The sequence below is a fragment of the Streptomyces sp. NBC_01077 genome (assembly GCF_045162855.1).
Lineage (GTDB): Bacteria > Actinomycetota > Actinomycetes > Streptomycetales > Streptomycetaceae > Streptomyces.
Map to the genome: position 1 here is coordinate 6389795 of NZ_CP108669.1, position 11999 is coordinate 6401793.

General features: G+C 74.6%; 8 protein-coding genes. 7 read left to right on the forward strand and 1 reads right to left on the reverse strand.

Annotated elements, in window-relative coordinates; translation table 11 throughout:
• Nucleotides 1-8: 8 nt before the first annotated feature.
• Entirely contained in the window at nucleotides 9-194 is a 186-nt protein-coding gene (locus tag OG462_RS29165) for a DUF6104 family protein (RefSeq protein ID WP_266625572.1), read from the reverse strand.
• 94 nt (nucleotides 195-288) lie between these two features.
• Between OG462_RS29165 and OG462_RS29170 the strand changes: the two genes are divergently transcribed.
• The 7 genes from OG462_RS29170 to fxsT all read left to right on the forward strand — a co-directional run bounded on the left by OG462_RS29170 (nucleotide 289) and on the right by fxsT (nucleotide 11936).
• Complete coding sequence (locus OG462_RS29170) at nucleotides 289-729, forward strand: CU044_2847 family protein (RefSeq protein ID WP_406062092.1); 441 nt, start codon at nucleotides 289-291, stop codon at nucleotides 727-729.
• Complete coding sequence (locus OG462_RS29175; protein ID WP_406062094.1) at nucleotides 726-2771, forward strand: trypsin-like peptidase domain-containing protein; 2046 nt, start codon at nucleotides 726-728, stop codon at nucleotides 2769-2771. Before OG462_RS29170 ends, OG462_RS29175 begins: the two co-directional genes overlap by 4 nt.
• 121 nt (nucleotides 2772-2892) lie before the next feature.
• On the forward strand, nucleotides 2893-3909 hold the full coding sequence (locus OG462_RS29180; RefSeq protein WP_406062096.1) for an AAA family ATPase: 1017 nt from the start codon (nucleotides 2893-2895) through the stop codon (nucleotides 3907-3909).
• Between the two features lie 7 nt (nucleotides 3910-3916).
• A complete protein-coding gene (locus tag OG462_RS29185) occupies nucleotides 3917-7114 on the forward strand; it encodes an SAV_2336 N-terminal domain-related protein (protein WP_406062098.1) in 3198 nt (1065 codons plus the stop codon).
• A gap of 114 nt (nucleotides 7115-7228) precedes the next feature.
• Complete coding sequence (locus OG462_RS29190; RefSeq protein WP_406062100.1) at nucleotides 7229-7426, forward strand: hypothetical protein; 198 nt, start codon at nucleotides 7229-7231, stop codon at nucleotides 7424-7426.
• 129 nt (nucleotides 7427-7555) lie between these two features.
• On the forward strand, nucleotides 7556-8854 hold the full coding sequence (locus OG462_RS29195; RefSeq protein ID WP_406062102.1) for an aKG-HExxH-type peptide beta-hydroxylase: 1299 nt from the start codon (nucleotides 7556-7558) through the stop codon (nucleotides 8852-8854).
• 58 nt (nucleotides 8855-8912) lie between these two features.
• Nucleotides 8913-11936 (forward strand): FxSxx-COOH system tetratricopeptide repeat protein, encoded by a 3024-nt coding sequence (gene fxsT, locus OG462_RS29200; RefSeq protein ID WP_406062104.1) that lies wholly within the window; start codon nucleotides 8913-8915, stop codon nucleotides 11934-11936.
• Nucleotides 11937-11999 lie beyond the last annotated feature (63 nt).

Here is an 11999-nt window from a genome sequence, read left to right on the forward strand (position 1 = left end):
CGCGGCTCCTACTCGTCCTCGTCGTCCTCGTCGTCCAGACGGGCCAGCCAGGTCGCGAGGCGCTCGACCGGCACCTCGAAGTCGGGGTTGAGATCGACGAAGGTCCGCAGCTGCTCGGCGAGCCACTCGAAGGTGACCTCCTCCTGGCCGCGCCGCTTCTCCAGTTCCTCGATGCCACGGTCGGTGAAGTACATGCGATCAGGATAGGCCGTACCCCTCACGTCCCCTGTCGCCCGTCAGTCCCACCGACTAGCCTTCCTCATCATCGTTTCGGGGAGCGGGGGCGCTGTGACGCACGGGATCGCGCGTATTCGGCTGGACGACGGCACGCCCGTGTGGGCCCGGGTCAGTGACGTGCAGGAACTCGGCAGGGGCGGTGGGTTCCAGGACACCGGCGTCAGGGACCGGGTGGTCTCCATGGCCGGGGGGCTCACGGACGTGGTGCGCGGGGTGGTCGGCTCGCTGCGGGCCGGGCTCGACCCGCAGGGGTCCGTGGAGGTCGCCGTCAGCTTCGGCATCGAACTGTCGGCGCAGTCCGGCAAGGTGATCGGGGTCCTCGCGGACGGCTCGGGCAAGGCGTCCGTGAACGTCTCCCTGACCTGGACCGAACCGGGTCGCGCCCCCGGCGCCGCCCCTGACTCCGCGGCGGATCCCGCGCCCGTTCCAGCGCCGAGGCCGCCCGCACCAGACCCCTCCGCACCGGACCCGGCGGCCCCCGAGCCCGCATGAGCGCCTTCGACGCTCTCGTGCGCCCCGCACTCGTACGCATCGCCGCTCCCGGCTGCGGGTATGACCCGCACGGCGACCGGTACTGGGGCACCGGCTTCTTCATCGCCCCCGGCTGGGTGCTGACCTGCGCCCATGTCGTGGCCGAGGGGGGAAGCGCGGTGTGGAGGAGTGAGCCGGCCGTCGGCATCACCTGGGAGGACGGCAAGACCACCCGGGAGACCACCGGCACCGTCGTGCTCGCCCTGCCGCGCCCCGACCGGCCCGACGACCCGCCGGACCGGTGGGCCTTCCCCGACCTCGCGCTCGTCCGCGTGCCCGGCGCGCAGAAGGCCTCCTGCGTGCGCCTCGGTGAGCGCCCGCCCGTCCCGCCGACCTCCGTCGGACTGCACGGCTGGTCCCGGGAGACCGGCGAGCTCGGCATCCGGCACGTCCACGGCACCCTGATCGGCAGCGACGGCAAGGCGCTCATCACCGACTGGGTCATGCCCGTCGAAGGCTGCTCCGGCGGCCCCGTCGTCGACCACCAGCAGGGCGCCGTCGTCGGCCTCAACAAGGGCCGCGGACGCGACGGCGGCGCCGTCGTCCCCGTCACCGCGCTGCGCGGGTTGCACGACCTCCCCGGCGGCGAGGCGATGGGTGAGGCGCTGCGCGCCCACGACCGGTACCACCTCGCCCGCTACCGATCCCTGGACGACCGGCCCGACTGGACCCGCGCCCAGCGACTCCTCGCGGGCGCCGCGGGCGTCAGCCCGGGACTGCGCACCCAGTTGTACGGGCACTTCGCCGAGCTGCCCGCGCCCACCGCGCCCGGCGAGATCATGGACCTGATCGACCAGGTCAAGGCCTGGATCAGGGACGACGAACTGCCGGACGCGCTGGAGGACGACCCGCGCACATGGAGCGAGGGGGCCGGGCTCCTGCGCGGCCTGCGGGCGCCCCGCAGGGACGGCGTCCGCGACCTCGACCTGGACGCGGTGCTCCTGTACGCGGCCCATGTCGCCCGGCACGTGCGCGGGCGGTACGGCGAGCGGGCCGACACCGCGGGACTCACCCGCTGGATCATCGACGAGTCGGGCGACGCCGACCGGCACCTCCGGCGCGAGATCGACCGGCTCGTCAGCCCCGGGAGGCCCGCGCCCCTCTCCGTACGCGAACCCCGCGCGCGTGCCGACGTCCTCCTGGAGATCGACACCCCCCGCTGGGGCCGGAGTTACCCGTGGCGGGTCAAGCTCCTCCTCGACGGGCACACGATCAGCCCGCTCCACTTCGACGACCGGGGCGTCGAGCGCTCCCAGCTCAGGGAGACCCTGCGCGCACCGCTCGCCGACGCTCTGCGGCGCGGCGACAGCGGACCGCACCTGGCCGCCGTGGAGGCGGTGCTGCCGCGCGAGCTCTTCGACGAACCCCTCGACACCTGGCGACTCGAACCGCCCCAGGGCCCCGACGACGCCTGGGCGACCACCCTCGGCCAGCGCCGGATCGTCGTCATCCGCGACGCCCGCCGTCACGACCGGGAACCGGCCCCCGAATGGCGCGAGCGGTGGGAGGCGGCGGAGCGCGGGCCGCTCCACGCGGCCCCGCTGCGCGCCGAGGTGCCCGGCGCGGGCAGGGACGCCCACACCGCGCGCGTGCGCCGGGAGACCTGGGCGGAGACGTACGACCGGCTCCGGGAGGCCGAGGGCGGCACCGTCCCCGTCTACTGCGGCCAGGTCGGCAGCGGCGACGGGCTCATGGCGATGAACGCGGCCCTCGCGGCCGGCCATCCGCTCGCCCTCTGGCGGACCGGCGCCCACGGCCACACCGACTGCGACGAGTTCCACGAGCGGGCCGACCGGCTGCTCTCCGCCGCCCTCACCGCCTGGGACGTACGCGGACCCGTCAGGTCCCTGCGGACGCGTGCGACGGACCGGGCGGCGGGTCCCGAGGCGCGGGCCGCGTACGCGTGGGCCGAGAGCATCGCGCTTCTGTTCGATCCTCCCGACCGGCCGCCGTACGGCGGCCGGCTGGAGCCTCCACCTCTGCTCGGGGAGGGGGAGGAGTGACCGGAGCGGCCACCGGGACGACGGCCCCGCGATCCGTCCGAACAGGCCATCGGCAGGCCCCGCCCCCGGGCGGTACCTTCGACGAGCCCGGCATCGACACCACAGCCAGGAGGAGTCCATCGTGAACGATTGGCGGATCTACCGTGGTGCCGGTCTTCCGCACGACGAGATACAGCGGCTGCCCGCCCCGCCGCCCTGGCGCGACTTCTCCACGGGCAGCGCCGACGACACCCTGGCCGGCTCCGACCGGCGGCTCGGCGTCAAGCGCAGACTCGTCCAGAACCACCACCCCCGGCCCGCCGAGACCGATGCTGTCAACGCCGCCCTGTACCTGCGGCGTCCGCTGCTCGTCACCGGCAACCCCGGCACCGGCAAGTCGACCCTCGCCCACGCCGTCGCCCACGAACTGCGCCTCGGGCGCGTGCTCCGGTGGCCGATCGTCAGCCGGACGACCCTCCAGGACGGGCTCTACCGGTACGACGCCATCGGGCGGCTCCAGGACGTCCAGCTGGAGCGCGCCCAGGCCGGATCGCCCGGCTCCGCCGCCGCGACGCCGGCCGGCATCGGCTCGTACATCCGGCTCGGCCCGCTCGGCACCGCGCTGCTCCCCTCCGCGCAGCCCCGGGTGCTGCTCATCGACGAGCTCGACAAGAGCGACCTCGACCTGCCGAACGACCTCCTGAACGCCCTGGAAGAGGGCGAGTTCGCCATTCCCGAGCTGGAGCGGATCGCCGACCGGGAGCCCGTCGTCGAGGTGCTCAGCGACGACGGCCGCAAGGTGGCGGTGCTCGGCGGCCGGGTCCGCTGCACCACCTTCCCGTTCATCGTGCTCACCTCCAACGGCGAACGGGACTTCCCCGCCGCCCTGTTGCGCCGCTGCATCCGCCTGGAGCTCGAAGCGCCCGGCGAGGAGCAGCTCCGCGCCATGATCGAGGCCCACCTCGGCACCGAGGCCGCGGCGGGCGACGGGGAGCAGGGCCTCGTCCAGCGCTTCCTCAACCGTGAGCCCGGCGAGGTCATCGCCACCGACCAGCTCCTCAACGCCCTCTATCTGACCCAGCACGCCTCCCGCGCCGAACGGGTCACCAGGGAACGCATCGCCGACATGCTCATGCAACCGCTCGATCAGCCGAGGTGACGGTCGGATGCACCGGATGCATCTGGAGGAGCTCACCCGCAGACTGCGGGCCGGCGGCCAGGACCCCACCGCCGAGGACGTCGCGGACGCCCTCTGGCTGTCCCAATGGCTCCCCGGCCCCGCCCCGGAACCGGCGGGACCGGACGGACCCGAGGGGCCGGGGCGGCCGGAGACCGGTCCTCGGCAGGAGACGGCCGGGGACGGCCCCGCCGACGGCCAGGACCCGGGCCGCGGCGAAGCCGGTGCCGTAGGCGGGGACGGGGGAGTGGCGGAGCAGGGAGCAGCGGACGGGACGGCCGGTCCCGGGGGCGGCGCACGCGAGTCCGTCTCCCTCCACATGGCCACCGGGGCCGCCGGCGCCACCCGGGCGTCGGGCGTCACCGGCGCCGCCGGAGGCGAGAGACGTACGGAGCGGGGCGCGACGCTGCCCGTGCGCGCCCCCGGCGCCAACGCGCTGCCCGGGCTCTTAGGACTCCAGAAGGCCCTCCGGCCCCTGCGCACCTACGCCCTCGCACCGCACCGCCCCGGCGAGGGCACCCTCGACGAGGAGGCCACCGCCGAACGCAGCGCCGCCGCCGGCATCCTCACCCCCGTCATGCGCCCCGCCGCCGGACGGCGCCCCGACATCCAGCTCCTCATGGACACCGGCCCCGTCATGATCGTCTGGAGCCGGATGGTCGAGGAACTCCGTCAGGCCTGCCAGCAGTCCGGCGCCTTCCGGGACGTCCAGGTGCACCGCCTGTACGACACCGGCGAAGGTCCCCCGCTCGTCACCACCACCTCCGGCGCCGACGGCCGCCCCCGGCTCCGCCCCGTCGACCAGCTCCACGACCCCACCGGCCGCCGGTTCACCCTGGTCGTGAGCGACTGCGTCGGGCCCCTCTGGCAACGCGGCGCCGCCCAGCGCTTCCTGCGCCAGTGGCCCCGTCACTCCCCGCTCGCCCTCGTCCAGCCCCTGCCGCCGCGCCTCTGGCCCCGTACGGCGCTCCCCGCCGAACCCGGCACCTTCCAGCGCTCCGCCACCCCCGGCGGCCACACCGCCTTCCGCTCCGACGACGAACCCTGGGGGCCCCTCGTCCCCGGCCGCAGGGCCGTCCCCGTCCTCACCCCGACCCCCGAGGCCTTCGCCTCCTGGACCCGGCTCCACACCGGTCACGGCGGCAACGCCGTACGCGGCTGGGCCGCCTGGCTCACCCCCGAGGCGGTGGAGCCGCGCGCACCCAGGACCCCGCGCGCGCCACGGAGCGACGACGACCTCCTGCGCGCCTTCCGGGCCGGCGCCTCACCCGGCGCACTCCGGCTCGCCGTCCACCTCGCGGCAGCCCCGCTGGCCCTGCCCGTCATGCAGCTCGTCCAGCGCGCCATGCTGCCCGACACCGGGCCCATGGAACTGGCCGAGGTCCTGCTCAGCGGGCTCCTGCGGCGGCTGCCCGGCCCCACCCCGTACCCCTGCTTCAGCTATCCGCCCGGCATCCAGCAGCACTTCCTCGGCTCGCTCGACCCCAGTGCCGCCGCCCTCGTCCTCAAGCACTGCTCCGCGTACGTGGAGCGCAATTTCGGCCAAGGCATGCGCAACTTCCCGGCGCTCGCCGCGGCGCGCCTCGCGGGAGTCGACACCGAGGCCGAGACCGGAAGCAGGGCCGGAGACGGCCGGGGGACGGGCCGGAACCACGGCAGGGCCGCCGACCTCCCCGAGGAGACCGAGGCGACCGACGAGCCCCTGGGGCCGGACGGCGCCGAGACCGAACTCTTCGCCCGTATCCCCGCGCGCGTACTGCGCTTCTACCACCCCGACCTCGTCACCCCCGACCCGCTCACCGAAGCCCGCCGCCTCCTCGCCCAGGGCCGCGCCCAGTCCGACCCCGCCCTGCTCGCCGGTGCACGCGAGCGCGCCGAGGCGGCGCTCCCGGCCGAACCGGTCGAGGCCCGGATCGTCCTCGCCCGAGCCCTGTACGCCGAGGCCGGCACCGCCGCCGTCCGCCGCACCGGCCGCCGCCCCGAGCTCCTCGGCCAGGCCGCCGACACCCTCGTACGCGCCGGGGAACTCGCCAGGACCGGTGAGGAGGCGTGGGCCGAGGCCCGGCTCGAACTGGCCGTCGTCCACCACGCACTGTGGCGCGACACCGACGAGACCGGCCACCTCGACGCGGCCCTCGCCGCGCTCGCCGAGGAGGCCGACCGCTGGCCGGAATCCGCCCGCCACACCCTCCATCTGCGCCGCGGCCGACTGCTCCTCGCGCGCGGTGACGGCGAGGAGGCGGCCGGCGAACTCACCGCCGCCCTCACCCTCCACGAGAGTGCCGCCGCCCTCCTCGACCTCGCCGACGCCCTCCATCTCGCCGAGGCCGACCCGGGCCGCATCGGCCTCGTGCTCGACCGGGCCGAACCCCTTCTCGGTGACACGCGCGCCCTGCGGCTGCGCTTCACCACCGCGCGCGCCCGGCTGTACGACACGGAGGGCGACGGGGCCGCAGCCGACGCGGCGTACGAGGAGGCCACCCTGCTCGCCCCCGCCGACAGCGAACAACGCGGCCCGCTCCTGCTCACCTGGGGCGGCTCGCTGCTGCGGCGCGCCGCGGCGGGTACGGGCACGGCACCCGTGGACCGGGCCGAGGGCGTCCTGCGCGAGGCCCTGACACGGATGCCCGCCGGAGCGCCCGAGCGCGCGCGGGCGCGGACCCTGATCGGCAGCGTCCTCGCGCTCCGCTTCCACCGCGCCGGGTTCCTGCCCGATCTCTTCGAGAGCCGCCATGTGCTCGAGCAGGCGCTCCGGGGCACCGACGACCCCGGCGACCGCGCCGAGGTGTGGCTGCAACTGGGACGGGTGCGCCTGGAATTGGCCGAAACCGCACGGGACGGGGTGATCGGCGACGCCCTCGCCGCGTACCGCAACGCCGGAGAGGACTCCCGTGCCGCCCACGGCGACGACCCGGGCACGGTCACCGGCGCCCGCGCGCTGCACGCCCAGGGGGCGGTGCTCGTCCTCATGGGCCGCCCGGCGCGGGCCCGGGCGGTGCTGCTTGCGGCGACGACGCAGTGGCGGCGTCTCACGGGGGAGCTGGTGGAGGTCGACTGGGACGACGTGGAGCGGACCCGGGCGCTGCTCGCGGGGGTGGAGAGCGACAGGGCGAGGGAGGGGGTGCCGCTCACGTCCGAGGAGCGCCGCCGCGTCATGCCCCCGTGGTGGTCCTGGACGGCTGGATAACGGGGGCGCACATGGGGGCAGTTGAATCGAATGGGTTTCCGGTCTCCTGGCGTCGGGAAGAACCGCCGCACCGCTACGACCGTGGGGGACAGCGTCGGTGAGGAGGAGCCGAGAGTGTTCGAGCACACGGGGTGGGCGACCGGTGTCGGCCGGGATGCCGCCAGGTCTCCGCAACTGTCCGATCTCGCGGCCGTCGACCTGCGGACCTTGCGGGTCATGGACGACGCCGCTCTCGGGGCGGCGGTGGACAGAGTGCTGCTTCGCCCCTCGGATCTCGTCGAGTCCTGGCAAGAGGACGAGTTCATCGGCTGACGGCCGGGTTCACGCGCGGGACGTCCGTACGGGGCGATCGTTTTCGGCCGTATCGACGCCCGGCGGCCGGTCGCCCCTCGGCCGCCCGTCCGGTCCGCCCGGCGGCCGGTCGCGCGTCCGGAGCCGTGGGTGATCGCCGCTCCGCCGGACCCGGCGGTTCTCGCAGGCCTCGCCACCACACGCCCCGGACCGGCCGGGGCGTCCCTTCTGCGCGCCGGGCTGCACGCCCGTCGGCTGCTCCTGCTCAAGACCCTCCTGGTGCGGGTCCAGCGTCACCGCGAGACGGTGGCGCCCGCGGTGCTGCGCGGCTTCGAGGCGGGCTGGCTCCTGCTCGAACGGGCCGAGCGCGCCCGCCCGGACGTCGTCCGCGCCGTCCTGGACTACCCGACCACCGGCGCCTGGCTCGCCGCCGCGCTCACCGAGCCGCTCGGGGCCGGCCTCGACCGCCACCTCGCCCATCTCGAACTCCTCGCCGTCACCGCCGCCCTGCGCGCCGGGCTCTCGGTGGACCTGGTCGTCGAGACCCCCGGCGGAGTGCTCCCGCTCCCCGGCGTCGGCCGGGTCGAGGCGGGCGGCGCGGGCCGGCTCCGGATCGACGCCCGCTCCCGCGCGGTACGGATCGGGGGCGGGGACGGTACGGGCTCCCGGGCCGTGCTCCGCCGCCGCGCGAACGGCCCCGCGACGACGCTGACGGGCAGCGGCCCCGGCTGGCACGGGCTGCGCGCCCTGCCCGGCGGTGCGACCCGGCTGGAGGACCTCGACCCGTACCGGCTGCCGCCGGACATGGGCATCCCGGCCCGGGCCGCGGCCGACCACACCGACACCGACCACGCCGGCTGGGCCGACCGCTGGACCGCCGCCCGCCGTCTGCTGCGCGGGACCGACCGGGAGCGGGCCGTCGAGGTGGGCCGCTCGGTGGACGCCGTCGTGCCCCTCGTCCCGCGCGGGACGCGTTCCATCGGGGCCACGCTGAGCGCCGCCCCCGGAGCGGTCCTCATGACGCCCTCCGCCGGTGCCGCGGACATGGCCGAGACCCTGGTCCACGAACTGCACCACAGCAAGCTCGCCACGCTCCACGAGCTGGTCCCGCTCCACCGGCCCCACCCGCCGGACCGGGCGGCCCCCACCTACCGGGTCGGCTGGCGCACGGACGCCCGCCCGGTCGCCGGCGTCCTCCAGGGGGTCTACGCCCACCTGGCGCTCGCCGACCTGTGGCACCGGGCGGCCCGGGCCACCCGCACCTCCGGTGTGCCCGAGCAGTGGCGCGTACGGTCCGCACAACGTTTCGACCATGTCCACGATCAGGTGGTCGAAGCCCTTGCGATACTGCTTGAATCCGATGAACTGACCAATGAGGGAAGGGAGTTCGCCCGGCAAATGAGGAGGCATCTTGCGAGCCTCAGCTCCGGCCGGCGAGCCCTTGAGTAACACTGTGCCCACGGCACATGACACTGCGTTGCGCGTGAGCGGGACGGGAGATGCACACATGGCGGAACAGCGGTCGGGCGGCGCTTCGGCGGACCACGGTGGCAGAACTGCTCCCGAGCACGTCCTCGTCGTCTTTCCCGGCTACCACCGGCCATGGGCGGCCTGGATCAACCAGCGCCTCGACACCCATGGTGTCCGCGCCACCCTGCAACGCTGGGACCCGCCCCGCGAGGTCCCCCTGGAGGACTCCCTCGGCGACCTGCTCCTCGCCCGCGGCAGGGTCCTCCTCGTCCTCGACGACTGGTTCTTCGAGCTGGGCCCCCGGCCGGCCGGCGAGTGGAACGACGTCCTGCGCGGCTTCGTCGCGAGCCAGGCCGACCGCTTCGCCGCCGTCAACCTCACCAACCGCACCCTCCTCCCCTCCACGGCCGTCCTCGAACCGGTCAGCCTCTGGGGCGTCGGCGAGGAGGAGGCGGAGGCCCGGCTCCTCAGCAGGCTCGACATCGAACCGCGCCGTTCCCCCGCCCGCCGGATCGCGCCGGGCGCCCTCGTCCGCTACCCCGAGACCCCGCCGGACATCTGGGGCGAGGTACCCCGCCGCAACCCCCGCTTCACCGGCCGCGACGACCTCCTCACCGAGCTCCAGGAACGGCTCATGGACGCCGAGCGCGGCAACGCCGCGTACACCCTCCTCGGCATGTCCGGCATCGGCAAGACCCAGATCGCCGCCGAGTACGCCCACCGGTTCAGCTCCGACTACGACGTCATCTGGTGGGTCAGCTCCGACGACCGGAACGTCCAGCGCGACCGCCTCGGCGAACTCGCCGTCGCCCTCGAACTGCCCACCGGCAGCGAGCCGGGCGAACGCATCCGCGCCGTCCGCGAAGCCCTCCGCCGCGGCGACCCGCACGGCCGCTGGCTCGTCGTCTTCGACGGCTGGGACGACATCAGGGACGTCGACGTCATGGTCCCGCAGGGACCCGGACACGTCCTCATCACCTCCCGCAACCACGGCTGGCGCGAACACACCGACGTGCTCCCGGTCCGCAACTTCGACCGCGCGGAATCCACCGGCTACCTCATGCGCCGGGCCCCGCACATCACCGCCGTCGAGGCCGACGAGGTCGCCGCCGAGTTCGGAGACGTACCCCTGCCCCTCGTCCAGGCGGCCGCCTGGCTCGGCGAGTCCGGCATGGAGGCCTCCGAGTACCTGCGCATGGTCCGCGAAGGACGGCTCTCCACCGTCGACGAGCCGAGCACCGGCGAAGGCATGCCCAACACCTCGCTCACCTCCTGGTCGATACTGATCAACCGGCTCCGCCGCGCCCAGCCGCAGGCCATCGACATCCTCAGCCTCTGCGCCTCCTTCGCCCCCGGCCGCATCCCCCTCGGCATCGTCCGCGCCCACCCGCAGGCCTCCCTCCCGGAGGACCTCCGATGGATGGCCACCGACCTGCCCGCCTGGACCAGGGCCCTCGACACCCTCGTCAACTACTCGGTGCTCACCAGGGAGACCCGCGGCCCCGTCACCAGCGAGGAGGCCGCACCGCAGCAGGAGTCGATCCACATGCACCGGCTCGTGCACGACATCGTCTCCCGGCTCACCGACGGCGAGCACCGTGACGCCCACCGCAAGGCCGTCCGTACGCTGCTCGCCGAGGCCGACCCGGGGAACCCGACGGACAGCCGGAACTGGCCCCGCTACTCCGAGCTCCTGCCCCACCTGGAGCCCTCCGGGGCACTGCGCAGTACCGACCCGCGGATCCAGACCACCGTCCTCAACTGCCTGCGCTACTGCGACCGCAGCGGCGAGTACAAGGCGGGCACCCGCCTCGCCGGACGCATCCGCGGCAACTGGACCGGCTTCATGGACCCGCTCTCCCCGCACATGCAGGAACTCACCACCGTGGAAGGCGACATCCTGCGCCGCAGCGGCGGCTTCCGCGAGGCGTACGAACTCGACCTCGCCCGCCGCACCCTGCTCGCCGCGGCCGACCACCCCGACGAGCTCGGCGACCTCAAGTCCAAGATCTGCATCGCCCGCGACCTGCGCTTCCTCGGCCAGTACAAGGAATCCGAACGCCTCCAGCGCGAAGTCCTCGGCGAGGCACAGAGCCTCCTCGGCGAGACCCAGCAGCTCACCCTCGCCGCCCGCCACAACGTCGGCGTCGTCCTGCGGATGCTCGGCCGCTACCAGGAGGCGCACGAGCAGGACGCCGACACCCTCTCCCGCTGCGAGAACATCCTGCGCCCCCACCACCCCTCCACCCTCAACTCCAACAACGCGGTCGCCCAGGACCTCCGGCTGCTCGGCCGCTACCGCGAGGCGCTCGGCCGCCAGGAGGCCAACGTCCGCCTCCATGTGAAGATCCTCGGCGCACAACACCAGCAGACCCTCTACGCACGCAGCCAGCTCGCCCTCTGCCGGCGCCGCGAAGGCGGCTTCAAGGACGACATCGGCGCCGTCATGGCCGGCGTCCTCGACCACCTCGAACAGGCCCAGGGACGCGGCCACTACCTCACGCTCTCCGCGGTCACCAACTACGCCAACTACCTGCGCGAACACGGCGACCTCGACCGGGCCCGCGAACTCATCAACGAGGCCGAGGCCGGCTACCGCGCCCTGCTCGGCCCCGCCCACCCCGTCTCCACCGGCGTCCTCGCCAACACCGCCCTCGTGATGCAGTCCGCCGGCGAGCGCACCGAGGCCATGACCATGCTGGAGGCGGCGCTCGCCGGACTCACCGCCGCCCTCGGACCCGACCACCCCTGGGTCCTCGGCTGCGCCCTCAACGCCACGGCCGCCCGCAACTTCAACGGGCGCGTGTCCGACGCCGCGGAACTCAGCCGGGACACCCTGCGCCGGGCCCGGCACGTCATGGGCCCCGAGCACCCGCTGACCCTCTCCTGCCAGGTCTCGCTCGCCACCGACCTGCGCGGACTGCGCGAGACCGAGGAGGCCGGGAAGCTGGAGGAGGACGCCCTGCTCACCCTCACCAGGACGCTCGGCGCCCAGCACCCGCACACCCTCTCGGCCCGCCAGCGCAACCGCCCGTACTGGGACTTCGAGGCCAACCTCTGAGCCGTGGGAGAACGCCGGAGGCCCGGCACCCCCTAGGGGGTGCCGGGCCTCCTCACGCGGTAC

Coding starts and splice junctions, on each gene's coding strand:
- OG462_RS29165 (WP_266625572.1), bottom strand. CDS start 194: ATGTACTTCACCGACCGTGGCATCGAGGAACTGGAGAAGCGGCGCGGC.
- OG462_RS29175 (WP_406062094.1), top strand. CDS start 726: ATGAGCGCCTTCGACGCTCTCGTGCGCCCCGCACTCGTACGCATCGCC.
- OG462_RS29185 (WP_406062098.1), top strand. CDS start 3,917: ATGCACCGGATGCATCTGGAGGAGCTCACCCGCAGACTGCGGGCCGGC.
- fxsT (WP_406062104.1), top strand. CDS start 8,913: ATGGCGGAACAGCGGTCGGGCGGCGCTTCGGCGGACCACGGTGGCAGA.